The organism is Sphaerisporangium viridialbum (assembly GCF_049674955.1).
Taxonomy (GTDB): domain Bacteria; phylum Actinomycetota; class Actinomycetes; order Streptosporangiales; family Streptosporangiaceae; genus Sphaerisporangium; species Sphaerisporangium viridialbum.
In genome coordinates this window covers 2024724-2049027 of record NZ_CP187232.1, presented here as the reverse complement: position 1 = coordinate 2049027, position 24304 = coordinate 2024724, and the positions used below count along the sequence as shown (strand labels likewise).

Annotated in this window: 24 protein-coding genes and 2 riboswitches; of the genes, 14 read left to right on the top strand and 10 right to left on the bottom strand. The window is 71.2% G+C overall.

The features are described from left to right. Positions 1-278: 278 nt before the first annotated feature. From ACOZ38_RS09150 to ACOZ38_RS09140, 3 genes are all read right to left on the bottom strand, one after another. Positions 279-1631: a formimidoylglutamate deiminase gene (locus tag ACOZ38_RS09150; RefSeq protein WP_424529657.1), complete on the bottom strand. Its 1353-nt coding sequence runs from the start codon at positions 1629-1631 to the stop codon at positions 279-281. A gap of 80 nt (positions 1632-1711) precedes the next feature. Then, positions 1712-2407: an SDR family oxidoreductase gene (locus ACOZ38_RS09145; RefSeq protein WP_424529656.1), complete on the bottom strand. Its 696-nt coding sequence runs from the start codon at positions 2405-2407 to the stop codon at positions 1712-1714. Between the two features lie 19 nt (positions 2408-2426). Next, positions 2427-3359 carry a MurR/RpiR family transcriptional regulator gene (locus ACOZ38_RS09140; protein ID WP_424529655.1) on the bottom strand — a complete coding sequence of 311 codons (933 nt, stop codon included), beginning with the start codon at positions 3357-3359 and terminating at the stop codon, positions 2427-2429. A gap of 244 nt (positions 3360-3603) precedes the next feature. On the opposite strand from ACOZ38_RS09140, the gene ACOZ38_RS09135 reads away from it, so the two are divergent. Further along, positions 3604-5367, top strand: a complete 1764-nt coding sequence (locus tag ACOZ38_RS09135; protein WP_424529654.1) for an ABC transporter ATP-binding protein — start codon at positions 3604-3606, stop codon at positions 5365-5367. Positions 5368-5379: 12 nt separating this feature from the next. Here the strand turns inward: ACOZ38_RS09135 and ACOZ38_RS09130 are convergent, their stop codons facing one another. Next, positions 5380-6294: an LLM class F420-dependent oxidoreductase gene (locus ACOZ38_RS09130; RefSeq protein ID WP_424529652.1), complete on the bottom strand. Its 915-nt coding sequence runs from the start codon at positions 6292-6294 to the stop codon at positions 5380-5382. Positions 6295-6444: 150 nt separating this feature from the next. On the opposite strand from ACOZ38_RS09130, the gene ACOZ38_RS09125 reads away from it, so the two are divergent. Continuing rightward, positions 6445-7080: an alpha/beta hydrolase fold domain-containing protein gene (locus ACOZ38_RS09125; RefSeq protein WP_424529651.1), complete on the top strand. Its 636-nt coding sequence runs from the start codon at positions 6445-6447 to the stop codon at positions 7078-7080. Here the strand turns inward: ACOZ38_RS09125 and ACOZ38_RS09120 are convergent. The 3 genes from ACOZ38_RS09120 to ACOZ38_RS09110 form a co-directional block, all read right to left on the bottom strand. Continuing rightward, entirely contained in the window at positions 7074-7268 is a 195-nt protein-coding gene (locus ACOZ38_RS09120; RefSeq protein ID WP_405145360.1) for a hypothetical protein, read from the bottom strand. The two genes, ACOZ38_RS09125 and ACOZ38_RS09120, sit on opposite strands and share 7 nt — an antisense overlap. A 99-nt stretch (positions 7269-7367) precedes the next feature. Then, a complete protein-coding gene (locus tag ACOZ38_RS09115) occupies positions 7368-8159 on the bottom strand; it encodes a hypothetical protein (RefSeq protein WP_424529649.1) in 792 nt (263 codons plus the stop codon). A 121-nt stretch (positions 8160-8280) separates the two neighbouring features. Beyond that, positions 8281-9003 carry a FadR/GntR family transcriptional regulator gene (locus ACOZ38_RS09110; RefSeq protein WP_424529648.1) on the bottom strand — a complete coding sequence of 241 codons (723 nt, stop codon included), beginning with the start codon at positions 9001-9003 and terminating at the stop codon, positions 8281-8283. A 143-nt stretch (positions 9004-9146) separates the two neighbouring features. Between ACOZ38_RS09110 and ACOZ38_RS09105 the strand changes: the two genes are divergently transcribed. The 8 genes from ACOZ38_RS09105 to ACOZ38_RS09070 all read left to right on the top strand — a co-directional run bounded on the left by ACOZ38_RS09105 (position 9147) and on the right by ACOZ38_RS09070 (position 17739). Next, entirely contained in the window at positions 9147-10493 is a 1347-nt protein-coding gene (locus ACOZ38_RS09105; RefSeq protein ID WP_405145354.1) for a glutamine synthetase family protein, read from the top strand. 1 nt (position 10494) lies between these two features. After that, on the top strand, positions 10495-11838 hold the full coding sequence (locus tag ACOZ38_RS09100) for an aldehyde dehydrogenase family protein (RefSeq protein ID WP_424529647.1): 1344 nt from the start codon (positions 10495-10497) through the stop codon (positions 11836-11838). Between the two features lie 56 nt (positions 11839-11894). Further along, entirely contained in the window at positions 11895-12659 is a 765-nt protein-coding gene (locus ACOZ38_RS09095) for a 3-oxoacyl-ACP reductase (protein ID WP_405145352.1), read from the top strand. Between the two features lie 3 nt (positions 12660-12662). Beyond that, a complete protein-coding gene (locus ACOZ38_RS09090; RefSeq protein WP_424529645.1) occupies positions 12663-13370 on the top strand; it encodes a gamma-glutamyl-gamma-aminobutyrate hydrolase family protein in 708 nt (235 codons plus the stop codon). A gap of 18 nt (positions 13371-13388) precedes the next feature. Next, positions 13389-13486: riboswitch (glycine riboswitch) on the top strand. Beyond that, positions 13487-13588, top strand: a riboswitch (glycine riboswitch). Between the two features lie 33 nt (positions 13589-13621). Continuing rightward, positions 13622-14713, top strand: a complete 1092-nt coding sequence (gene gcvT / locus ACOZ38_RS09085) for a glycine cleavage system aminomethyltransferase GcvT (protein WP_424529644.1) — start codon at positions 13622-13624, stop codon at positions 14711-14713. Continuing rightward, positions 14710-15099 carry a glycine cleavage system protein GcvH gene (gene gcvH, locus ACOZ38_RS09080; protein WP_424529643.1) on the top strand — a complete coding sequence of 130 codons (390 nt, stop codon included), beginning with the start codon at positions 14710-14712 and terminating at the stop codon, positions 15097-15099. Before gcvT ends, gcvH begins: the two co-directional genes overlap by 4 nt. Positions 15100-15202: 103 nt before the next feature. Beyond that, positions 15203-16579, top strand: coding sequence for an L-serine ammonia-lyase (locus ACOZ38_RS09075; protein WP_424529642.1), 1377 nt, complete (start codon positions 15203-15205; stop codon positions 16577-16579). Between the two features lie 569 nt (positions 16580-17148). Next, positions 17149-17739, top strand: coding sequence for a hypothetical protein (locus ACOZ38_RS09070; RefSeq protein ID WP_424529641.1), 591 nt, complete (start codon positions 17149-17151; stop codon positions 17737-17739). 119 nt (positions 17740-17858) lie between these two features. Here ACOZ38_RS09070 and ACOZ38_RS09065 read toward each other — a convergent pair whose 3' ends face one another. Beyond that, complete coding sequence (locus ACOZ38_RS09065) at positions 17859-18449, bottom strand: cysteine hydrolase family protein (protein WP_424529640.1); 591 nt, start codon at positions 18447-18449, stop codon at positions 17859-17861. Positions 18450-18520: 71 nt separating this feature from the next. Here ACOZ38_RS09065 and ACOZ38_RS09060 point away from each other — a divergent pair, with 71 nt between their 5' ends. Continuing rightward, positions 18521-19474 (top strand): GlxA family transcriptional regulator, encoded by a 954-nt coding sequence (locus tag ACOZ38_RS09060; protein ID WP_424529639.1) that lies wholly within the window; start codon positions 18521-18523, stop codon positions 19472-19474. 91 nt (positions 19475-19565) lie between these two features. Here the strand turns inward: ACOZ38_RS09060 and ACOZ38_RS09055 are convergent, their stop codons facing one another. Next, on the bottom strand, positions 19566-20198 hold the full coding sequence (locus ACOZ38_RS09055) for a hypothetical protein (protein WP_424529638.1): 633 nt from the start codon (positions 20196-20198) through the stop codon (positions 19566-19568). Positions 20199-20504: 306 nt separating this feature from the next. Here ACOZ38_RS09055 and ACOZ38_RS09050 point away from each other — a divergent pair, with 306 nt between their 5' ends. Together ACOZ38_RS09050 and ACOZ38_RS09045 are read left to right on the top strand one after the other, a co-directional pair. Then, the gene (locus tag ACOZ38_RS09050) at positions 20505-22049 is read left to right on the top strand and encodes a hypothetical protein (protein WP_424529637.1); all 1545 of its coding nucleotides are present in this window, start codon (positions 20505-20507) and stop codon (positions 22047-22049) included. 93 nt (positions 22050-22142) lie between these two features. Further along, positions 22143-23330 (top strand): amino acid deaminase/aldolase, encoded by a 1188-nt coding sequence (locus ACOZ38_RS09045; protein WP_424529636.1) that lies wholly within the window; start codon positions 22143-22145, stop codon positions 23328-23330. Between the two features lie 16 nt (positions 23331-23346). On the opposite strand, the gene ACOZ38_RS09040 is transcribed toward ACOZ38_RS09045, so the two are convergent. Further along, positions 23347-23691, bottom strand: coding sequence for a DUF3618 domain-containing protein (locus ACOZ38_RS09040; protein WP_424529635.1), 345 nt, complete (start codon positions 23689-23691; stop codon positions 23347-23349). Between the two features lie 120 nt (positions 23692-23811). Here ACOZ38_RS09040 and bcp point away from each other — a divergent pair, with 120 nt between their 5' ends. Next, positions 23812-24285 (top strand): thioredoxin-dependent thiol peroxidase, encoded by a 474-nt coding sequence (gene bcp, locus ACOZ38_RS09035; RefSeq protein ID WP_424529634.1) that lies wholly within the window; start codon positions 23812-23814, stop codon positions 24283-24285. Positions 24286-24304: the final 19 nt, after the last annotated feature.

The window sequence follows — 24304 nt, the reverse complement described above, 5'->3', positions numbered from 1 at the left end:
TGGTCCTGCGTCCGATTCCCCGTCGGCCTTGCCATTCCTATGGCACCTCGTCTCGCCGCGCCCGCCCTGACGTGCGGGTGGAGTCGGCCCCGCAGGCCCTGAATGCCGGCGCGGCGTCCTCTCCCCCTCTTGCCCGAATCAACGTCCAGTGCACGGCAAAGATTCCCAAAAGAGATACGACCGGAGAATGGTTTCAGTCGTCCTCCTCAGGTATGAGTTCGCACGCGAGAGGCTCAGGGATACACGGAGAAAAGGCAGATGAACGGCCGGAAATAGCCTCAGGGTGATCGTATTGCGGAGATGGCTCCGGCGAGCATCGCGCCGACGTCCCCCAGCACGTGACCGCCCTCCACGACGACCCGCCGCCCGCCGGAGACGACCGAGTGGACGTCGGAGGCCGTCGCCCCGAAGACGACCGTCTCCCCAGCCGACGCGCTGCCCGCTCCGGCCGTGCGCACCGAGTCCAGGCGCACGGACACGAGGTCGGCCCAGGCTCCCGGCACGATGAAGCCGGCGTCGGGGTGGCCGAGCGAGGCCTGCCCCACCATCGTCGCCGCGCGCAGCAGGTCGGCGGCCGTCCAGTGGCCCCGCTCGCCTGTGGTGAGGCGCTCGCCGAGCTCGACCGCCCTCGCCTCCTCCAGCAGGTCGATCATGGCGTTGCTGTCGGTGCCGAGCGTCACCGGCGACCCCGCGTCGTGCACCCTGCGGGCGGGACCGATGCCGTCGGCGAGGTCCCGCTCGGTGGTGGGGCACACGCAGACGTGGGTCGAGGACCCGCCGAGCAGGGCCACGTCCACGTCCGACAGGTGGGTCGCGTGGACGGCGGTCGTGCGCGGGCCGAGCACCCCGTGCTCGTACAGCACCTGGACCGGGGTCGCGCTGTAGGTCTGGACGCAGTGCTGGTTCTCGGTGCGCCGCTCCGAGGCCTGCGTGTGCAGCGGGGCGGCCCTGCGGTGCCCGAACTCCGCCACCACGGGCATCTGCTCCGGCGGGCAGGCGCGCACGGAGTGGACGGCCCCGCCGACCACCACGTCCTCGGCGCGGGCGTACTCGCTCGCCAGGTCGTCCACGCGCTCCGCCCAGCGGTGCGCGTCGCCGTCACCGAAGCGCAGCTGCGTGCCGTCCAGGGGTGCGCCGATGTTCTCGGTGAGGTAGCAGGCATCCAGCAGGGTGATGCGCAGGCCCGCGTCCCTCGCCGCCTCGATCAGCGCGTGCCCCATCGCGTTGGGGTCGTCGTACCGCCGGCCGCCCTCGCCGTGGTGCAGATAGTGGAACTCCCCGACGGCGGTGATCCCCGCCAGCGCCATCTCGGCGAAGGTGGCTCTGGCGAGGTCGAGGTAGGTGCCGGGGTCGAGCCTGTCGGCCACGGCGTACATGCGCTCGCGCCAGCCGTGGAAGGTCTCGGAACCCGCGTGGGCCTGCCCGCGCAGGGCCCTGTGGAAGGCGTGGGAGTGGGCGTTGGCCATGCCCGGCAGGGTGAGGCCCGCCAGCCGCACCGCTTGGCGCGGCGGCGCGGCGACCCCGCGCTCGACCTCGGCGAACCGGCGGCCCTCGACCCGGACGAGCACGCCCTCGACCGCCTCACCGGGATGCAACCAGGCCAGCTCACACCAGTAGGTCAGGTCGTACACTCCCCCAATCTCTCAGGGAGAAAGTCAACGTTCGTCCTGTTATGCGAATCAATTAGGCCAGGTGCGCTTATATAGCGAACTCAGGTCACCGGCCCCGCTGCGGGGCGAATTGTGATCTCGGTGATGTGGGCGTCGGGGGTCGCGGTGACGGCCGTGACGACGGCGCGGGCCACGGAGCCGGGAGCCAGATATCTCCCGGGCTCGTATTCGCCGCCCTCCAGCCTGCGCACCTCACGTTGCATGTCGGTGTCCACCCGGCCGGGATAGACGGTGGTGACGCGCAGCCCGTGGGGCTCCTCCTCCTGCCGGAGGGCGTCGGCGAAGGCCCTGAGCGCGAACTTCGCGGCGGCGTAGGCGGCCCAGCCGGGGTTGGCCCGCTGCCCGGAACCGGAGTTGATCGTGACCACGTGACCCCTGGCGGCCCGCAGCGCCGGGAGGAGCAGCCTCGTGAGGTTCGCGACCGCGGTGACGTTCACCTCGAACGACTCACGCCAGGCGTTGACCGGCAGGTCGGCGATCGGGCCGAGCCGTGCCACGCCCGCGCTGTGGACCAGCACGTCGAGCCGGTCGATGTCGGCCACCGCCTCGGCCACCGCGCGCTCGTCGGTCAGCTCGACCGGCCACGGCCGCGCTCCCAGCTCGTCGCAGATCTCCAGCAGCGCCGTGCTCTCACGCCCGCCCACGAGCAGGTCGTGCGTCGGCGCCAGAGCCCGGGCGACGGCCGCCCCCACCCCGCGAGAACCTCCGGTGATCAGCGCGATCGGTCGTCCACTCATGCGCTTCACCCTAGGGGCTTCAGGGGCGCAGGAAGACGCCTGTCTGGTCGGTCATGCGGTCGTGTTCCTCCAGGCGGGCGCGGGTTCGCAGCGGCGCGGCGCCGGCCATCGCCTCCAGCAGCAGCATCGCGAGGGCCAGCGGCGCCGCGTGCGAGTCGCAGACCGCCCTGGCCCCCACCGGAGCGGGCAGCACCTCGTCCGCCGGGAACGGCACGTCGGCCCGGTCGGCGATGACCGCCGTCCGGAAGCCCAGCTTGGCGGCGTACTCCAGCGCGTGCACGGCCTCGGCCGGGTAGCGGGGCAGGACGACGGCGAGCAGCCACTCGGAGCCCGCCCGGCGCGCGGCGTGCAGGCCCTCGGTCAGCTCCGACCCGCCATGGGTCAGCGGCCGGACGTCGGGATGGATGCGCCTGGCGTAGTACGCGAAGGTCGTCACCAGCCCCGAGGAGCCGCGCAGGCCGAGGACGGGCAGCGGCTCGCAGGCCGCGAGCGCCGTGCCCAGCCCCTCGATGCGGCCCGGCAGTCCGTCCGCGCGAACGCCCGGCAGGGCGGAACCGGCGGCCAGGCGGTCGCGGATGGCCGTGAGGTTGCGGATCTCGTGGTCGATCATCTCGTGCAGGAAGCGGGCGCCGTTCGCCTCTCCGTCGCGGCGCGGCCGTTCGGAATCCGCCGCGCCGTCACCGCCGACCACGAGTGGGCGGAGCGCCTGGCGGAGCTCGGGGTATCCGGCGAAGCCGAGGGCCATCGCGAACCGGGTGACCGACGGCTGGCTCACCCCCGCCCGCTCGGCCAGCTCGACGCTCGACAGGAAGACCGCGTCGGGGAGGTTCTCGCTCAGGTACTGCGCGATGCGCCGTTGGACGGGCGACAGGCGCCTGCCCTGGACCAGCCGTTCGAGCCCGTCCGCCACTTCCACCTCCAGCCCCCGGGGCAGCCACCCCGTGATCGACAACGCCGGAGACCGCCTTCCTCATCCCGCCCGGGGCCCGGGTGGCCTCGGGGGTGGGCCGCCGGTGAATGGCCGCATTCATCCTGGGGACCGAAGGGTACCGTCCGGGCGCGGGCGGAGGGCGCGGGTGGGTGTCCCGGTGCTGGTCGAGGCGTGTCAGGCAACGCCATGCGGCCATTCACGAATAGCAACCGGTCCGCAACCTCATCCGGGAACGCGACACTACGCGTTTCACGTTGCTCTGATCGTGAAGACCCCCGGCTCCTCGCCCGCGTCCCCCTGGCGGCTGCTTCTCACCCACGTCCGCCCGTACAGGTGGACACTGGTGCTGGGCGGCGTGCTCGGCCTGGTAGGCAGCCTCGCGGGGCTCGCCACCCCGCTGGTCGCCAAGAACCTCATCGACTCCTTCGGCCGCGACGTGTCGCTGACCGGCCCGGTGCTCGCCCTGAGCGCGCTGGTCATGGTGGGGGCCGTGATCTCGGCCCTCGGCGGTTACGTCCTGGAGCGCACCGCCGAGAGCGTCGTGCTGAGCGCGCGGCTCCGGCTGGTCAGGCGGATGCTGCGGCTACGCGTCCCCGACGTCGACCGGCTGGAGCCGGGCGACCTGCAGTCCCGCGTGACGGCCGACACCACACTGCTGCGGGCGGTGTGCACGACGGGCATCACCAACGGCGTCACGGCGGTGTTCACGCTCGCCGGCTGCGTGGCGCTGATGGCGGCCATGGACGCCGTCCTGCTCCTGGTCACGCTCGCGGTCCTGGTGGCCATCGGGGCGATCAACCTGTTCGTGCTGCCGCGCATCCGCAAGGCCACGAACGCGGCGCAGGCGGCCCTCGGCGAGGTCGGCGCGACGCTCGACCGCTCGCTGCAGGCCTTCCGCACCGTCAAGGCCTCGGGCGCGGAGGAGCGGGAGACCGTCGCGGTCGAGGAGGCCGCGCGGCGGGCCTGGCGCCGCGGGCTCAGCGCGGCCGGCTGGAGCGCCGCGGCCGGCACCTCCACCTGGCTGGCCGTACAGCTCGCCTTCCTGGCGGTGCTGGGCGTGGGCGGCGTCCGGGTGTCGAGCGGCGCCCTTGAGGTGTCCTCGCTCATCGCGTTCCTGCTGTACCTCTTCTACCTGATGGCGCCGATCGCGCAGCTCGTCCAGGCGGCCGTGCAGCTCCAGGCCGGGCTCGCGGTCATCCCCCGCCTGCGCGAGGTGGAGGACCTGCCCTCCGAGCCGGTCGCGCCCGCCGAGATCCCGGTCGCGACCGGCTCGGGCCCGGCAGCGGTGACGCTCTCAGGGGTGAACTTCCGGTACGGCGAGGACCGCCCGCAGGCCCTGCACGACGTGTCCTTCGACATCCCCGCCGGTGGCATGACGGCGCTGGTCGGGCCCTCGGGGGCGGGCAAGTCGACGATCTTCGCCCTGCTGGAGCGGTTCTACGAGCCCGGCTCGGGGACGATCGCGGTCGACGGGCGGGACATCCGCGACCTGCCGCTCGCCGGGTGGCGCTCCACCCTCGGGTACGTCGAGCAGGACTCCCCGGTGCTGTCGGGCACCCTGCGGCAGAACCTCGTGTTCGGCGCGCCCGACGCCACCGACGACGAGGTGGCCGAGGTGCTGGGTCGCACCCGCCTGGAGGACCTGGTCCACCGGCTCCCCGAAGGGTTGGAGACCGCGGTCGGGCACCGGGGGCAGATGCTGTCGGGCGGCGAGCGCCAGCGGGTGGCGATCGCCCGGGCTCTGCTGCGCACGCCCCGCCTGCTCCTTCTGGACGAGGCCACCTCCCAGCTCGACGCCGTGAACGAGATGCGGCTGCGCGACGTGATCACCGAGGTGGCGGGCACGACCACGGTGCTCGTCATCGCGCACCGGCTCTCCACCGTCACCACCGCCGACCGCATCGTCGTCCTCTCCGACGGCCGGGTGCGGGCGGTGGGCACGCACAGGGAGCTCCTCGCCCAGGACGGCCTCTACCGCGAGCTCGCCACCACCCAGTTCCTCGCCAACGCCGAGACGCTTCCCGGCTGACGGCGGGCCCCGTCAGGGGAGGAGCACCGGGGCGAGCTGGTGGAGGTGGTCCGAGCATTCGTCCAGGTCGCGGGCCAGCGGCTGGACGCACACGTGGTCGGCTCCGGCCTCGTGGTGGGCGCGGACCCGGCCGGCGATGGTCTCCGGATCGCCCCAGGCCACGATCGCGTCCACGAGGGCGTCGCTGCCGCCGCCCGCGAAGTCGTCGTCGGTCCAGCCCATCTCGCGCAGGCTGTTCAGGTAGTTCGGCAACTTCAGGTAGAAGGCCATGTAGTCGCGGGCGATGGCGCGGGCCCGGTCGGGGCCGGTGCTCAGCACGACGGCCTGCTCGGGAACGAGCAGGCTGCCGGGGCCGAGGATCTCCCGCGCCCTCGCGGTGTGCTCGGGGGTGACGAAGTAGGTGTGGGCCCCCTGGGCGCGCTCGGCGGCGAGCCGCAGCATCCTCGTCCGCAGGGCGGCCAGCACCCGGGCGGGCGGCTCGGGCAGCGGGGCGTCGTAGGGAGCCTTGTCCATGGCGTCCAGGTACGTGCGCATGGTCTCGACCGGCTTGCCGTAGTCGTGCCCGCGGGGGGCCACCAGCGGGGCGTGGCTCACGCCGAGGCCCAGGACGAAGCGGCCCCCCGACGCCTCGGCCAGGGCGTTCGCCCCGGAGACCGCGGCCGCCGCGTCCCGCGCGTAGATGTTGGCGATGCCGGTCGCGACCACGAGCCGTTCGGTGCCCGTCAGCAGGATCGCGGAGTTGACCAGGGATTCCTTGCCGCCGAGCAGCTCGGCGATCCACAGGGCCCCGTAGCCGAGCTCCTCGATGGTCGCGGCGGCCCTGCGGCTCCTCTCGGCGGACTCCTGGCCGAGCAGCGAGAGCCACACGCCTACCTTGCCGATGCGCTGCTTGACTGCCGCGAGGTCCACGGTCTGGTTGTTCGGCATGGATCGCCCCTCAACGTCCGGTCCGGGTCACGCTGGGAGCCTTCCCTGCGCGGCTTGCCGACCACGCCGACGTTGTCCGATTCAAGGCGAGATGCGTACCAAGAGCATCCGTCCTCGCCGAGCCGCCTGGCCCGCTCGTAGGATCCACGCATGGAGCGGGCACTGATCTGGCTGCACGGCGGCGCATGGATGAAGCGGCACGCCGGCGAGCGGTCGCGCGAGATCCTGGCGGCTCACGGCCTCGACGTCGTGCCGGTCACCCACCGGCTGAGCGGCGAGGCCACCTGGCCCGCGCAGCTCGACGACGTACGGGCCGCCGTGCGCGAGCTCCGTGCCGAGCGGCCCGGCGTGCGGGTGCTGGTGGCGGGAAGGTCCTCGGGCGCACACCTGGCGCTCCATCTGGGCCTGCGCGGCGTCGACGCCCCCGACGACGTGGCCGCCGTGATCGCCTGTTCCCCTCCTGTGGACCCGCTGGCCGCCGACTGGCCCGAGCCGCGCGTCGCGGGAAGCCCCTGGGCCCGGCTGCTCGGCCACGTCCCCGTCGCGGGGGACGATCTCACCGCTGACGTCACCCCGACCAACCACGTGGGCAACGGGGTGCCCGTGCTGCTGCTCCACGGGGCCGGGGACACCACGGTCCCCCCGACCCAGACGCTCGACCTGGCGAACGCGCTGCTGGCCTCGGGTCACCCCGTGACGGCCTATCTCGCGCCCGGGGATCACGACCTCGACCTGGACGCGGACGACATCCGTCAGGTCATCGCCTCGTTCCTGCGCGCTCAGTGACGGACGCCGTACTCCCGGCGGATCTCGTTCGCGGTCTCCTTGATCTGGTCCTGTGTCCGGAGGAGCCGGGCCTCGGCCTCCTCGGTGCGCGCCTCGGCCGCCATGGTGCGGTTACCGGTGCCGGCGCCGAGCCGCCGCTTCGCCCGTGCCTTCAGCTCGCGCATCTTCCACTTGTCCATGAAGCCCATCGCGCTTCGCCTCCCTGATCGCGGTCACGTTCGCTCCCGCACACTCCCCCGGGATTCGCGAACCATGCGCACCTCAGGCGTCATCGCACCTCAAAGGGCTCATTTCGCCCGGCGCTCGCCGCTCCAGGCCGAGGGCAGATCGTGGCGGCCGGAGACGAACTCCTGGACGCTGATCTTCACCCTGATCGCCGGGCGGCGCCAGCGGTTCTCGCGGTGGACGGCCTTGGCCATCTTGGACGGTCTCGGCCGGCGCGACCCGGGCGCGAAGAACCAGTGGGCCCACGGCGAACCGGGACGCGCCAGCCGTATCGCCCCGGCGATCAGCAGGACCGGCGCGAACAGGCCCGCGAGACCGGTCCAGATCTTGCCCTTCAGCAGGGTGACGACCGCGAGCACGAGGTTGACGACCAGAAGGAGCACCGCCGTCCATCTCCCGCTCGGCGACGGGTCCGGCGCCTCCCAGCCGAAAGGACGCAACCCCAGCAGCAGGAGCAGCGTCACCGCGATCGCGACGAACACCGCGTCGACCGAGGTGCGCCCCTCCTCGGACCAGTAGACGTCCCGGAGGTGCAGGATCAGGGCGAACTCGTCCAGCACCAGGGCGGCTCCGACCCCGAACAGGGCCGCGGTCATGGCGTACCAGCCTGGCGACAGCCCGGCCGTCACCAGCCCGGCGACGCCGCCGAAGAGCATGAGCACCACGCCGAACACGACGTGGTGGACGTGGACGTCGCCGACGTTGACGTTGCGGAACCAGCCGACCCTGGCCCGGATCAGCCGGACGTTGACCCGCGTGAACAGGAACGTGACGATGAGCGCCGTCAGGAAGCAGAAGAGCGGCAGCCTTCCGCTGTCGACGATCCGCTCGTGAAACCAGATCCCCACAGGCATCCCCCAGTACCGATGCTACGGTCCCGCCGGGAGTGATCCCCCGGCCGAAGGCCGGCGACCCACGCCGGGCGAGGGGATATTCCGGACAGGGGTGATTGAGGGGCAGGTCAGGGGGCTCGTCTCAGGCCAGGAAGGCGCGCAGGAGCGCGGCGGTGCCCTCCAGATGCTCCACGACGGCCTTCCTCGCCGCCTCCGGGTCGCCCGCGAGGATCGCGGCGACCATCGCGGCGTGCTGCGCGCCCGAGTGGTCGATGTTGGGCCCGAGCACGGGGATGGCGTTCAGCAGGTCGGTCACCCGCAGCCTGGCGTCCGCGCCGGCCGCCGCCAGCAGGGCCGACCCGGTCAGCTCGGCGATCGACAGATGGAAGGCCGTGTCCAGCCGCCGGTAGTCGGCGGGCGCGGCGTCGTTGACGTCGGCGAGGCGGCGTTCCAGCGTCGCCTTCTGCTCCTCGGTGAGGTCCATGGAGGCCAGGACCTGGGCGGCGCCGCACTCGATCGCCATGCGGAAGGTCAGCGCGTCGGCGAGGTCGGAGGCGCCCATCTCGTTGACGGCCCTGCGCAGGTCGCCCTGGCCCGGGTGCGGGGGCTCGTAGACGACGAACGCTCCCCCGTAACGGCCGCGCCGTACGTCGAGGTAGCCGGCGTCCTGCAGCGCCCGGATCGCCTCCCGGAGCGTGACCCGGCTGATGCCGAGCTGGACGGCGAGGTCGCGCTCGGCGGGGAGTTTCTCGCCTGGACCGACCACGCCGAGCTTGATCGCCTGGAGCAGCCGCTCCACCGTCTCCTCGAAGGCGTTGCCCGCCCGGACGGGCCCGAGGAGCGCGACGAGCTGGGGCTCGCCCATCACTTCCCCCCTAGACCGGCTCCAATGGTTCGAGATTAGTCCATTCGACGGCTCAAGTGTCCTGAACCGTTGACGCGAGACCGCCGCTGGTGCTTGCATGCCTCCAATGGTCTGTTTCCAGACTTTTGCGGGAGGGAAGCGCCGTGCTCACCGTCGACCAACTGCGTGACGAGGTGTCCGCCGGGCGGGTGGACACCGTGCTTCTGGCCATCGCCGACATGCAGGGACGCCTCCAGGGCAAGCGGCTGTCCGCGCGGTACTTCCTGGAGGAGGTGCTGGACCACGCGGCCGAGGGGTGCAACTACCTCCTCGCGGTGGACGTCGACATGAACACCGTCGACGGCTACAGCATGTCGTCCTGGGAGCGCGGCTACGGCGACTTCGTGATGAAGCCCGACCTGTCCACCCTGCGCCGGGTGCCCTGGCAGGAGGGCACGGTCATGCTGATGGCCGACCTGCTCTGGGAGGACGGCTCCGACGTCACCGCCTCCCCCCGCCAGATCCTGCGCGGGCAGCTCGCCCGCCTCGCCGAGCGCGGCTGGGCGGCGTACGTCGGCACCGAGCTGGAGTTCGTGGTCTACAACGACAGCTACGAGAGCGCCTGGTCCAAGGCCTACCGCGACCTCACGCCCGCCAACCAGTACAACGTCGACTACTCGCTGCTCGGCGGCGCCCGCGTCGAGCCCCTGCTGCGCCGGATCAGACTCGGCATGGAGGGCGCGGGGATGTACGTCGAGTCGGCCAAGGGCGAGTGCAACCTCGGGCAGCACGAGATCGCCTTCAGGTTCACCGAGGCGCTCGCCACCTGCGACAACCACTCGATCTACAAGAACGGGGCCAAGGAGATCGCCGCCCAGGAGGGGATGTCGATCACCTTCATGGCCAAGCCGAACCAGCGTGAGGGCAACTCCTGCCATATCCACATCTCCCTTCGCACGGCGGACGGCGAGCCGGTCATGGCGGGGGACGGCGGGCACGGGCTGTCGAAGGTCGGAGAGCACTTCATCGCCGGCCAGCTCGCCGCCATGCGCGAGCTCACGCTGCTGTACGCGCCCAACATCAACTCGTACAAGAGGTACGTCCCCGGAAGCTTCGCCCCCACGGCGGTCAAGTGGGGTGTGGACAACCGCACCTGCTCCCTGCGGCTGGTCGGGCACGGGCCCTCGCTCCGCATCGAGAACCGCGTGCCCGGCGGGGACGTCAACCCCTACCTCGCGGTGTCGGCGCTGGTCGCCGCGGGCCTGCACGGCATCGAGAACGAGCTGCCGCTGGAGGACGCGTACGGCGGCAACGCCTACACCGCGGGCGCCGAGACCGTGCCCGCCACGCTGCGCGACGCGCTCACCCTGTGGGAGGGTTCGAAGATCGCCAAGGACGCGCTGGGCGAGCAGGTCGTCGAGCACTACGCGAACAACGCCCGGGTCGAGCTGGCCGCCTTCGAGGCGGCCGTCACGGACTGGGAGCTTTTCCGGGGATTCGAGCGGATGTGACATGAAGATCATCAACCCTGCCACCGAGGACGTGCTCGCCGACGTCGAGCTCGCCGACCTGGCCGAGACCGACCGCGCGGTGGAGCGTGCCAGGAAGGCGTTCCCCGCCTGGCGGGACGTGGCGCCCGGCGACCGCGCGCGGCTGCTCCGGCGCTTCGCCGACCTGGTCGACCGCCACGGCGACGAGCTGGCCGGCCTGGAGCTCGCCAACGCGGGCCACCCGATCGGCAACGCCCGCTGGGAGGCCGGCAACGTCCGCGACGTGCTGCACTTCTACGCGGGCGCGCCCGAGCGCAACCATGGCATGCAGATCCCGGTGGCGGGCGGGGTGGACATCACGTTCGCCGAGCCGCTCGGCGTCGTCGGGGTGATCGTGCCGTGGAACTTCCCCATGGTGATCATGACCTGGGGGGCGGCCCCGGCGCTGGCGGCCGGCAACACCGTCATCGTGAAACCCGCCGAATGGACCCCGCTGACGGCTCTGAGGCTGGCGGAGCTGGCCCTCGAAGCCGGCCTCCCCGAGGGGGTGCTCCAGGTGCTGCCTGGAGCAGGGGAGGTCGCGGGGGCCCGGCTCGTGGAGCACCCCGGCGTCAACAAGATCGTGTTCACCGGGTCGACCGAGGTCGGGAAGCTGATCGCCGCCAGGGCCGCGCAGAACGTCAAGCGGCTCACGCTGGAGCTCGGCGGCAAGAGCGCCAACGTGGTGTTCGCGGACGCCGACCTGGAGCAGGCCGCGGCCAGCGCGCCCTCGGCGGTCTTCGACAACAGCGGGCAGGACTGCTGCGCGCGCTCGCGGATCCTGGTGGAGCGCTCGGTGTACGAGGAGTTCCTCGATCGGCTCGGCACGGCCGTCGAGGGCCTGAAGGTGGGCGACCCGCTCGATCCGGGCACGGACATGGGGCCGCTGATCAGCGCCGAGCACCGCGAGCGGGTCGCGTCGTTCGTCACCGGCACGCCGCGCTTCCAGGGCTCGTGCCCGTCCGGCAGGGGTTTCTGGTTCCCGCCGACCGTGCTGACCCACGACTCGCTGGACGACCGCGCGTTCACGGACGAGATCTTCGGGCCGGTCGTGAGCGTGGTCCCGTTCGAGGACGAGGCGGACGCCGTACAGCTCGCCAATAACACGAAATATGGGCTTTCGGGGTCTATCTGGACCCGGGACGTGGGGCGGGCACTCCGGGTGGCCCGCGCGGTCGAGGCGGGGAACCTCTCCGTCAACTCCCACTCGTCCGTGAGGTACTGGACGCCCTTCGGCGGCTTCAAGCAGTCGGGCCTCGGCCGTGAGCTGGGGCCGGACGCGCTGGCCGCCTTCACCGAGACCAAGAACGTCTTCATCGCCCACTGATCCCGGGCTCCGCCCGGGCGGCTCTAGTTCACCCAAGCACCAGGGAGTTCGTCACTATGCAACGTCTGCGGGACCGCGTCGCCGTGATCACGGGGGCGGCGGGCGGCATCGGCCTCGCCACGGCACGCCGCTTCGCCGAGGAGGGCGCGAAGGTCGTGTGCGCCGACCTCGACGAGGACGGCGGCGCCAAGCTGGCGGACGAGGTGGGCGGCCTGTTCGTCCGCACCGACGTCACCAGCGAGGAGGACGTCAGCCGGATGTTCGAGACGGCCTTCGAGACCTACGGCAGCGTGGACATCGCGTTCAACAACGCGGGCATCTCGCCCCCCGACGACGACTCGATCCTGACCACCGGCATCGAGGCCTGGAAGCGGGTTCAGGATGTCAACCTGACCAGCGTGTACCTCTGCTGCAAGCACGCCATCCCGTACATGCGGCGGCAGGGCAAGGGCTCGATCATCAACACCGCGTCGTTCGTGGCGGTGATGGGCTCCGCGACGTCCCAGATCTCCTACACCGCCTCCAAGGGCGGCGTGCTCGCCATGTCGCGCGAGCTGGGCGTCCAGTTCGCGCGCGAGGGCATCAGGGTCAACGCGCTGTGCCCCGGGCCGGTCAACACCCCGCTGCTGCAGGAGCTGTTCGCCAAGGACCCCGAGCGCGCCCAGCGGCGCCTGGTCCACATCCCGGTGGGCCGCTTCGCCGAGGCCTCCGAGATCGCCGCCGCCGTCGCGTTCCTCGCCTCGGACGACGCGAGCTTCATCACCGGGGCCGAGTTCCTGGTGGACGGCGGCATCTCCGGCGCCTACGTGACCCCGCTTTAGACCATGCCGCGACCCGTCATCGGCATCACCTGCTACGTCGAGCCCGCCGCCTTCACCGTGTGGCGGATGCCGGCCGCGCTGCTGCCGTACACCTATGTGGAGCACGTCGTCAGGGCGGGTGGCCAGCCGGTCATCCTGCCCCCGGCGGGCGACCCCGCGCCGCTGGTCGAGCGGTTGGACGGCCTGATCGTGGCGGGCGGCGGCGACGTCGATCCCGGCAGGTATGGGGAGCAGCCGCATCACCAAACCGGATACGTCCGGAAATTTCGTGATGAGGCGGAGTTTGAGCTGGTCGGCGCGGCACTGGAAGCAGAGCTCCCCTTCCTCGGCATCTGCCGAGGGCTCCAGGTGCTGAACGTGTCGCTGGGCGGCAGCCTCCACCAGCACCTGCCGGACGTGGTGGGCCACAGCGGCCACTCCCCCGCTCCCGGCGAGTTCGGCCACCTGCCCGTACGGCTGACGCCCGGCAGCGCGATCGCCGGCGTGCTGGGCGCGGAGGAGGCCGCCGCCGCCCACTACCACCACCAGGCGACCGACCGCCTCGGCGAGGGCCTCGCGGTGTCCGCCACCTCGGACGACGGCACGGTCGAGGCGGTGGAGCTCGCCGGGCACCCCTTCACGCTGGCCGTCCAGTGGCATCCCGAGGCCGGCCAGGAAGGTCACCTGTTCGAGGCGCTGGTCGCCGCAGCGTCGGCCGGGCGGTCTTGGTAAGGTGAGCGGGAACACCGATGATCCCGTGCGGGAGAGCGTCCTGACATCCGGTCAGGACCCCTGAAGGAGCAAGTCCTCCCCGCGAACCTCACAAGGCAAAGGACCGCGCGGGCCAGGTGATCTCTGGAAAGCAGGCTCCCTCCATGGGGCCTCGCCGAAGGTGAAAGTCCGGTAAAACCCGGGCGAAACTCTCAGGCACCGATGACAGAGGGGGAGGATGCTCTCATCCAACCCTGTCTGAGGTGCGCATCATGTCCAGATCCACACCGCTCCGCGAGGTGCACGAGAGCCTCGGCGCGACGCTCACCGACTTCGCCGGCTGGCTGATGCCGCTGCGCTACGGCAGCGAGTCCGCCGAGCACAACGCGGTGCGCACGGCCGCCGGGCTGTTCGACCTCTCCCACATGGGTGAGATCTTCGTCACCGGCCCGCAGGGGGGCGAGGCGCTGGACCACGCGCTGGTCGGCCACCTGTCGGTGCTGGAGCCCGGCCGCGCCCGCTACACCATGATCTGCGCCGCCGACGGCGGCGTGCTGGACGACCTGATCGTCTACCGGCTGGCCCCCGAGGAGTTCCTCGTCGTGGCCAACGCCTCCAACTACGAGCGGGTGACCGCCGAGCTCACCGAGCGGGCCCGTGGGTTCGAGGCCGAGGTCGACGACCGGTCCGACCGCTACGCGCTGATCGCCATCCAGGGTCCGCGCGCCCAGGAGATCCTCAGCGCGCTCACCGACGCCGACCTGGCCGGCCTGAAGTACTACGCGGGGCTGCCTGGCACCGTCGCAGGAGCCGAGGCCCTCATCGCCCGCACCGGGTACACCGGCGAGGACGGCTTCGAGCTCTTCGTCGCCGCGCAGGACGCCGCGCCGCTGTGGCAGGAGCTCACCAAGGCGGGCGACGCGTACGACCTGCGCCCCGCCGGGCTGTCCGCCCGCGACACGCTCCGCCTCGAAGCCGGCATGCCCCTGTACGGCAACGAGCTGAACGCCGGGCTGACCCCCTTCGACGCGGGCCTCGGCCGGGTCGTGAAGTTCGACAAGCCGGGCGACTTCGTCGGCCGCGCGGCGCTCGCGCCGCTGAAGGACGTGCCTCCGCGCCGGCGCCTCACCGGCCTGGTCGCGCGTGGCCGCCGAGTGCCGCGCCACGGCTACCCTGTGGTGCTGCTGACTGACGGCACCGTCGTTGGGGAGGTCACCAGCGGCGCGCCCTCGCAGTCCCTCGGCAAGCCGATCGCGATGGCCTACGTGGACACCAACGTGTCCGAAGGGCTCGCGGTCGACATCCGTGGTAGCCATGAACCGGTCGACGTGGTTGACCTGCCTTTTTACCGGAGGAGCATGTGAGCAGCATTCCCGAGGAGCTCAGCTACACCAAGGAGCACGAGTGGGTGGCCGGGCTCGACGACGGCCTCACCGTGACCGTGGGGATCACGGCGTTCGCCGCCGACGCGCTGGGTGACGTGGTCTACGTCCAACTGCCGGAGACGGGTGCGACCGTCGAGGCCGGGGACGCCATCGGAGAGGTCGAGTCCACCAAGTCCGTGAGCGACATCTACGCGCCGGTGACGGGCGAGGTCGTCGAGGCCAACCAGACCGTCGTGGACGACCCCTCCCTGGTCAACTCCGACCCATACGGCGAGGGCTGGCTGTTCCGCGTGCGCATCGAGGGAACCCCCGAGGATCTGCTCAGCGCCGAGGAGTACACCACCGTCACCACCGCCGAGTCCTGACGACCCCGGCCGTCCCGCCGTCCGCCACCGAGCGCCATCACCCCGGCGAGCCGTCCGTGCTCGCCGGGGCCCCCGCACAACCTGCTCCGAAGGGCCGAGATCAATGGCGATCAGCGTCTTCGATCTGTTCAAGATAGGCATCGGGCCGTCGAGCTCGCACACGGGCGGCCCCATGGCGGCGGCGCACAAGTTCGCCCGGGGGCTCGACCGCGACGGGCTGCTGGAGAAGACGGCCCGGGTGGAGGTCATCCTCTACGGCTCGCTCGGTCTCACCGGCAAGGGGCACGGCAGCGACAAGGCCGTCCTGCTGGGGCTGTCGGGCGAGAAGCCCGAGCTGGTCGACGTCGACTCCATCGACGGCCGGCTGGCCCAGATGCGCTCGTCCGGCACCGTGAGGCTGTACGGCTCGCGCGAGATCCCCTTCGTGGTCGGCGAGGACCTCGTCTTCGAGCGCAAGATCTCGCTGCCGCACCACCCGAACGGCATGCGCTTCACCGCCTTCTCCCCCGAGGGCGAGTCCCTCCGGGAGAAGATCTACTACTCGGTCGGCGGCGGGTTCGTCGTGGACGAGAACGCCACGGGAGCCGACCGCATCAAGCCCGACGACACCGAGCTCCCCCACCCCTTCACCACGGCGGCGGAGCTTCTCCGCCACTGCTCTGAGACCGGCCTGTCGATCTCCGGGCTGATGCTGGAGAACGAGAAGGCCTTCGGCCGTACTGAGGCCGAGATCCGGGCCGAGCTGCTGCGGCTCTGGCAGGTCATGGCCGACTGCGTACGGCGCGGCAGCGCCAAGGAAGGCGTGCTCCCCGGAGGCCTCAAGGTCAAGCGGCGGGCCAACCAGCTCTTCCGGCGGCTGCAGAGTGAGGCGCCCGAGAAGGACCCGCTCCAGACGATGGACTGGGTCACCCTGTTCGCCCTCGCCGTGAACGAGGAGAACGCGGCGGGCGGCCGCATCGTGACCGCGCCCACCAACGGCGCCGCCGGCATCATCCCGGCCGTGCTGACGTACTACGACCGGTTCACGCCGCAGGCCGACGACGAGGGCATCATCCGCTTCCTGCTCACGGCAGGGGCGATCGGCGTGCTGTTCAAGGAGAACGCGTCGATCTCCGGGGCCGAGGTCGGCTGCCAGGGCGAGGTCGGCTCCGCCTGCTCGATGGCCGCCGCCGGCCTCACCGAGGTGCTCGGAGGCACGCCCGAGCAGGTCGAGAACGCCGCCGAGATCGGCATCGAGCACAACCTCGGCCTGACCTGCGACCCGATCGGCGGCCTGGTGCAGATCCCCTGCATCGAGCGCAACGCGGTCGCCTCGATCAAGGCCATCGCGGCGGCCCGCATCGCCCTGCGCGGCGACGGCCGCCACTTCGTCTCCCTGGACAAGGCCATCAAGACCATGCGCGACACGGGACGCGACATGCTCGACAAATACAAGGAAACCAGCCGAGGCGGCCTGGCCGTGAACGTCATCGAGTGCTGATCCCCGGCCCATGACGGCGTGCCCGCCGAGACAGGTCGAGGGAACCGAGGGCCGAAACCGGCAGGGCTGCCGAACTCATCGTCGCTCCGCTGCCAAGAGCGGTCGGGAATCCTTCGTGCCACCGCTCGTCCACCGGGTGGGGCTTTCGTAGGTCTGCTGTGACGAACCCTGCGTCTCGGAGCGTCCTGGAGTAGTACTCCAGCGGACGCGGCCAGGAGGCGATCACCGAGGGTGATTCGAGCCCGTCGGCCGGCAGATTCTGGTCGACGCCCCGCGACGTGTCGACGCTCGCTCGACCCCTGGCCGCCGCAGAGATCATCCCAGTTATGGGGATATAAAGCGCTTCATCCGATATACCGCACAAGTGGCCCGTCGGGGCGATATCCCATTTGCCGCATTAAACGGCAGTCGACACACTTGCCGGATTAATCATCTGTGTTGCCGCCTCAATACGGGGTAGTTCACCTATGTGCCGCCATTATGGTGATACAGCGCTCGATTCTCTGCATTTACTAGCTGGGGGTATTTAGGTGATTCATCCACCTAGAGACAGGCAGTCTCTGACGCGAATGATCAACGACCGATCCCTGTTCGCTTACATCGGCGCGGCGGTGACGGCCGGGGCGCTCATGGCGCTGCCGCTTCCCGCGCAGGCCAACTCGCACGCCGGCACCTCGAACGGCGCCCACGCCCGCCTCACGTTCCCGTCGACACCCGACGGCGGCGGAGGCGGAGGAGGCGAGGAAGAGGCTCCCGCCGCGAAGAAGCCCAGAAAGGAAATCCGGAAACACCACCGAATTCGCTACGTCGCCCACCGTCCGCGAAAGCACCACGAACATTTCCACCAACCGCAACCGCGAGAGAACGTCGATGTCTCTGTCGACTCCGAGCACGGCGGAGGCGGCGACCGCCGACACCACTGGGGGAATCACGGCCACCACCACAACAATCATTTCGCCGACGACCTCTACCGCACGCGGCACCTGCGCAGGTTCCACAGCTATCGCGAGGCCCGCGAGGCGCTCATCCGGGACGCGAACCGCTGGTTCCGTCACAAATCGGAGAAGGCCCACCCGAAGCGCGTCAAGGGCCACGATGATGTACGCGTCATGCGTGAAGAGCCCAGCGCTCGCCGGGATTCCGGCCGGCAAGGCGATTAAGGGCCGCCGGGACCCCAGAGCCCGGGGGTGAGCCAGGCACCCAGGGATCGGCCGGACCTGCGGGTCCGGCCGGTTCCTCCGGCTACGAGTGGCCCGCCGGGGCCCTCCAGCCGGGAAGGTCAGGCCGTGGCGGGGGCCGTCAGGAGGTCGGCCGTCCGGAGAACGCGGGCGAAGCCGCCGTGATGGAGGCTGGCGCCGGTGGCCCGGGTGAGTTCCTCGGCGGTGACCACCTCGCCGTCGGGGCCGACGGCGTCGAAGGTGTGCATCGCGTCGATCGCGAACAGCACGCGGTACCCGAGGTTGCCCCCCATGCGGGCCGTGGTCTCGTTGCACATGTTGGTCTGGATACCGACGATGACGATCTGCCCGATCCCGCGCTCGCGCAGCCACTCGTCCAGATTCGGCTTTCCATAGAAGGCGGAGTTGACGGACTTGGTGACGAAAAGGTCGGGCGCCTCCGGCCCCAGGGACTCCCCCACAAGACCCTTCAATTCGTTGCCCGGCATACCGGGCGCCAGGGGCGAACCCGGCGCCGAATCCTGCCGCACGACCACGACCGGCCGCCGCTGTGCGCGCCAGTCCCGGATCAGCGCGGCGATGTTCTCCTCGGCGGCCGGGTTGTCCCGACGGCCGAAATAGGGGTCCTCGAAACCCATCTGCACGTCGACGACGATGAGGGCGGCGTTCTTCTCGATCTGGATCTCGCTCATGACGACAAGCTTCGTCGCGCGGGCGTGCACGCACGAGTGGCAGAGATGTCATCGTGCGATACTTTTCTGCCATGCGCACCGTGGCGACCCTCATCTACGACGACATGCGCGCCTTCGACTACGCGGTCATCGCCGAAGTCTGGGGCATGGACCGTACGGACGGCGGGGTGCCCGCCTTCGAGCTGCGCCGCTGCTCGGCGGACGGCCGGCCCGTACGGATGCACCCCGGCGCGCTGGTCGAGGCGACGCACGGGCTGGACGGCCTGGCCGGCGCGGACCTGATCGTGGCACCCGGCCGGGAGGACCCCTTCGCCCCGGTGCCCAGCGAGGTAGCCGAGGCGCTACGCGCCGCACGTGCGACCGGGAAGACGATCGCTTCGCTGTGCGCGGGGGCGTTCGTGCTGGCTGCCGCGGGCATCCTCGATGGACGCCGGGCCGTCACCCACTGGCGCCTCACCGAGCGGCTCGCCCTCGACCACCCTGACACTGTCGTCGTACCCGACGTGCTGTTCATGGAGGACGACGGTGTCTGGACCGCGGCCGGTACGGTCGGCGGTGTCGACCTCTGCCTGGAGCTGGTCCGGCGGGCGCACGGCGCGGCCGTGGCCAACACGATCGCCCGCCGCATGGTCACCGCCGCGCACCGCGACGGCGGCCAGGCCCAGTTCGTCGAACGGCCGGTCCCGCAGGCCGTCGGTGCGCAGTCGGTCATCACGACCACGCTGGAGTGGGCCCTCGGCCACCTCGACCGGCCGCTCACCGTCACCGACCTGGCGAGGCACGCCCGTACGGCGCCGCGTACCTTCGCCCGTAACTTCGCGGCGCTCACCGGCACCACGCCCGCGCAGTGGCTGATCAGGCAGCGGGTCACCGAGGCGCAGCGACTGCTGGAGACCACGGACCTGTCTGTCGAGCAGGTCGCCACGCGGTGCGGCTTCGGCACGGCGACAATGCTCCGCCGCCACTTCAGCCGAGTCGTCGGCACAGCCCCGAGCCGATACCGCCGCACCTTCGCCCACACCTGACCAGAGACGCCAGACCGGACGCACCCGCCCCTGACCGGACACGCTCACCACCTGAGCGGACGCGACCGCCACCTGACCGGACGCGCCTGCGCTACCGTGCGCGTAGCAGTTCAAGGCCCAGACGGACGCCGCCGATCGCGATCAGGGCGCCGTGTGCGATGCGGAGCGCGGGCGGGCCGAAGAACTGCGGGATGAACAGGGCGAAGCCGACGGCGAGCGGCACACCGCTCCAGCGTGCCAGCGTGCCCGAACGCCAGACCGCGACGGCCGCCATCGTCGTACCGACCCCCAGCAGCACGAGCCCCACCGCGAACATGGTGGCCGCCGCGGGAATGAATCGGAATTCGTCGACCATCCGCAGCAGCGACGTGCTGCCCTCCTGGACGGCGCGGTGACCGATGACGTTCGCGCCGAAGACCTCGACGCCGTAGTAGGGAAGGGTCAGGCCCGCGCCGATCCACGTGACCACGAGCGCGTGAAGGGTACGGCGCTGGTTCAGCACCAGGTGGAGTGCCAGCAGTCCCAGCGTGAGCAGGATGAACCCGACGGCGGCGAACAGGTGGGACGCGATCCAGGCCTGCGAGGCCATCGCCGCGGCACCGGCCAGGGACGACTCGTCGGCGTACGGCCGCACCAACGGATAGGCGAGGAACAGGACGCCGGCGGCCACGAGGGCCGCGGCCCCCAGGCGGGGGCGGGGAAGCGCGGGGACGGAGACGTTCACGAGTGTCGTTCCTATCGAGGGGAGGTGAGAGCCCTGGCAGACGCTCTGCTTCGAGAGCAATGCTCTCTATTACGATCGTCGATGTCAACCCAGTCCCCTGCTCTGAAGTCACGTACGATGTCCCCAGGTCGGCCCGGCCCCCGTTCTGCCTCCGTGTCGGCCTGGAGATCCCACGCTGTGCGTCCGGATGGCCGTACGCGAAACCCTGGTTCGCCGCTGAAGGAACCGAAGGGCACCTTCGATCGGATGTGGATTCCCTGGGAGCCTGTGGACAACGGGCGCGGGGGGCCGCGCGGGGCACCTAGCATGAAACCCCGTCGTCACCCCGAGGAGGTTCCGGTGCTGCCGGGCACGGCTCCGAACGCGGCCACCCCCACTGCCGCCGAGACCTCCGCCCCCCGCCAAGTGAGGGCCACAGCCAGGTCGTTCGCGCGGGCGCACTGGGTCTTCCTGCTGGCGCTGGGCGCCGGAGCCGCTCTGAGGCTGGTCGCCGTCCTTGGTTACCGCCCGGCGCTGTGGTTCTGGGCCGACTCGTTCGTCTACGTCAAGGCGGCCCTCGATCCGCAGCCGCTGGATTCGCGCCCTTCGGGGTACTCCCTGTTCCTGTGGGCCCTGCGCCCGCTGGAGAGCTTCGGCGCTGTCGTGGTCGTCCAGCACCTGCTCGGGCTCGGCATGGCGGTCTGCGTCTACGCCCTGCTCCGCCGCCGCGCCCGGCTGCCCGGCTGGGGGGCGACCCTCGCGGCCGTCCCGGTGCTGCTCGACGTCCACCTGGTCCAGCTCGAGCACCTGGTCATGGCCGACCTGCTGTTCACCTTCCTGGTGACGGCGGCGGTGACCGTGCTGCTCTGGCGGGAGCGCCCGACCGTGTGGACGGCCGTGGCCGCCGGGCTCCTGCTGGTGGCCGCCACCTGCACCCGCACCGTCGGCCTGCCCGTGCTGGTCATCGCGCTCGTCTGCATGGTGCTCGCACGGGCGGGGTGGCGGGCCCTGATCGCCGTCGCGCTGGCGGGCGCGGTCGGCATCGGCGGGTACGCGGTGTGGTTCCACAGCGAGCACGGGAGCTACGGCCTCGGCCAGAGCAACGTCTGGCTCTGGGCGCGCACGATGACGTTCGCCGACTGCGCGAAGATCCGGCCGCCCGGCGACGAGAAGGTGCTCTGCCCCACGGAGCCGGTCGGCGAGCGTCCCGCGCCTCCGGTCTACATCTGGGACGCCGGGTCGCCGCTCGCCAAGGTGCGCAAGGACGCCGACCGCGAGCGGCTCGCGGGCAGGTTCACCACGGAGGCGATCATGGCGCAGCCGTTCGACTTCCTGCTGACCGGCGTCAAGGACGCCCTGTGGGGCTTCGAGTGGACCCGCAGGGTCTATCCCACCCCCGGCCCGCAGAGCGCGTACGTCTTCCCCGACTCCGTGAAGCCGTTCACTGACAAGATCGCCTCATCCGGCCGCACCGCGCCCGAGCTGACCTCGGCTTACCAGGGCCGCAGCGGCGACACGGTGGTCGCCGAGCCGTACGCCGGCTGGCTGCGCGCCTACCAGGAGCAGGGCTATGTCCGCGGCCCGCTGCTGGCGCTCATCATGCTCGTGGGCCTGTTCGGGGTGCTCGTGCGCTGGCGGCGGCTGGGCGGGCCGGTGCTCCTGCCGTGGGCGGTGGCCGTGACGCTGCTCGTGCTGCCGCCGCTGATCGCCGCGTTCGACCACCGGTACGTCGTGCCCGTCATACCGGTCGCGTGCATGGCGGCGGGCCTGACGTTCGAGGGCCTGCGCCGCGTCAGGCGTCCCGCCGGGCGCCGCAGAGCCGCGACCCACCCGGCGCCGGGCGAGGCGCGGCCCGCACCAGGTACGGACTGACGTCCGCGCGCTTTTGCCAGGTACGGAGTGGTGCCGTGACAGCCATCTAACGTGACCTAGGCTCGTTCACGGGGCCCGGATTAAGCTTCGGTCATGGACGACCGCCAGCGCTATGACCGGGCCACCGCGGATCTCGACCCCCCGTTCGCCATCCTCGACCTGGACGCCCTGCGGTCCAACGGCGCCGCCATGGCCCGCCGTGCCCGGGGCAAGCCGATCAGGGTGGCCAGCAAGTCGATCCGATCCCGGGCCGTGCTGCGGCGGGTGCTGGAGATCGACGGCTTCGCCGGCGTCATGGGCTTCACCCTTCCCGAGGCCCTGTGGCTGGCCTCCGAGGGCTTCTCCGACATCCTGGTCGCCTACCCCACCACGGACAGGAAGGCGCTGGCCGAGCTGGCGGGTGACGCGCGGGCGGCCAGGGAGATCACGCTGATGGTCGACTGCCCCGAGCACCTGGACGTCATCGACGAGGCGGTCGACGCCGTGCCGTCCCGCCACGAGATCCGCATATGTCTGGACATCGATGCGGCGTTCACCGCGCTGGCGGGCAGGCTGCGCGCCGGGGTGCTGCGCTCGTCGGTCAGGGAACCGGAGCAGGCGGCCGAGCTGGCCGCCGAGATCGCGAAGCGCCCGGGGTTCCGGATGGTCGGCCTGATGGCGTACGAGGCCCAGATCGCGGGCGTGGGCGACCGGGTGCCCGGCCCGTACGGCCAGGTGATCCGCTGGATGCAGGCCCGTTCGCAGCGGGAGCTGATCGTGCGCAGGGGGCGCATCGCCGAGGCCGTCCGGCAGGTGACCGACCTGGAGTTCGTCAACGGCGGCGGCACCGGGTCGGTCGAGAAGACCGCGCGCGAGAAGGCGATCACCGAGGTCGCGGCCGGGTCGGGGTTCTTCCACCCGCGCCTGTTCGACTTCTACCGGGGCTTCACGGGCCGTCCCGCCGCGCTGTTCGCGCTCCCCGTCGTGCGCAGGCCCGTCAACGGCGTGGTCACCGTGCTGGGCGGCGGCTACCACGCCTCCGGCTCCGCGGGCGCGTCCCGGCTGCCTCAGCCGTACCTTCCCGCCGGGCTGCGGTACGACGCGCGGGAGGGCGCGGGCGAGGTGCAGACTCCCCTGCTCGGCCAGGCGGCCCACGATCTGCGGATCGGCGACCGGGTGTGGTTCCGCCACGCCAAGGCCGGCGAGCTCTGCGAACGCTTCGACGCGCTCCACCTGATCGAGGGCGACCGCGTGGTGGAGACCGTGCCGACCTATCGCGGCGAGGGCAGGACCTTCCTCTGACCGGCGCCCGCGAGGGTCAGGCGCGGCGGCGGCGCCAGAGGGCTATCGCGGCGCCCACCACGACGACGGCGCCGACGCCGATGAGGATCGGCGCGAGGCTCCTCGGAGGAAAGTCGTCGTGCCAGCCGTCCTCCTCACCGTAGGCCCCCGGCTCGGCGTACTTCGCCGGGTACGCCACGCCGAAGGCCATGTCGCGTGCCGCCATGACCAGCTGCTCGGCGTTGGCCTTGGCCTTGGCGACGCCCCGCCCCGCGACCCGCTTGGGGCTCACGCGATCAACGATGGCGTCCACGGTGACAGCCAGCTCCGCCCGGGTGCGCTCGATGTCCTTCTCGAGCGCCTCGGGATCGGTGTCCGCCATGACGATCCCCTTCTCTTCCGGGCGAGCCGCCCTCGCCCGGCTCGCCGCTACGCTTGCAGCGATCAGTCTGTCAGGTCGGGCATCCACCCGGCACGGTGGGCGTGCCGGTAGGTTGTCTCCGTGACGCAGACGAGACTCGAGCCCGGCGACGCCGCACCCGACTTCACCCTGCCCGATGCCGAGGGCAAGGACATCAGCCTCGAATCCTTCCGTGGCAAGCGGGTCATCCTTTACTTCTACCCCGCCGCGATGACGCCTGGGTGCACGAAGCAGGCGTGCGATTTCCGCGACAGCCTCGACGGCCTGGCCGCGGCCGGCATCACCGTGCTCGGCGTGTCGAAGGATTCCCCGCAGAAGCTCGCGAAGTTCACCGAGCGCGACTCGCTGACGTTCCCGCTGCTGTCCGACCCCGGGCTCGCCGTCCACCAGGCGTACGGCGCCTACGGCGAGAAGACGATGTACGGCAGGACGACGGTCGGGGTGCTGCGGTCCACGTTCGTCATCGACGCCGACGGCAAGATCGAGAAGGCGCTGTACAACGTGAAGGCCACGGGTCACGTCGCGCGCCTGCGCAAAGACCTGGGCCTCGCTTAATAGGTACGGCTGTCGCCCC